Raw genomic sequence first — 284 nt, forward strand, 5'->3', positions numbered from 1 at the left:
TTGCCCACGAAGGTGGTTTCGTCGTGGTTGACGTGGATGTTCTGATCCCTCTGCGCGTGGACGTAGATTTCCTCCTGATCCTTCTCGTCCTCGAAGCGCAGTTCGTTGTAGCCCTCGCCCTTGTGCGTCTGACTTTTGATCGTCATCCGCGTCTTGTGTCGCGGCAGTTCGTACGGCGGCAACTGCAGGCGGTTGTACGCCCGCCCGATGATGAGCGGCTGGTCCGGATCGCCATCCAGGTTGACCACGATCACTTCCTGCCCGATACGCGGGATCGCCATGTG

1 protein-coding gene is annotated in these 284 nt (G+C 59.9%); it reads right to left on the bottom strand.

What is annotated here, in order from left to right; all coding sequences use genetic code 11:
* Positions 1-284, bottom strand: a 284-nt coding sequence (locus tag U5809_RS34630) for a bacteriophage T4 gp5 trimerisation domain-containing protein (RefSeq protein ID WP_415877983.1), incomplete at both ends; no start/stop codon positions are given.

Origin of the sequence: Burkholderia sp. BCC1999, assembly GCF_905339975.1 — a bacterium.
GTDB lineage: Bacteria > Pseudomonadota > Gammaproteobacteria > Burkholderiales > Burkholderiaceae > Burkholderia.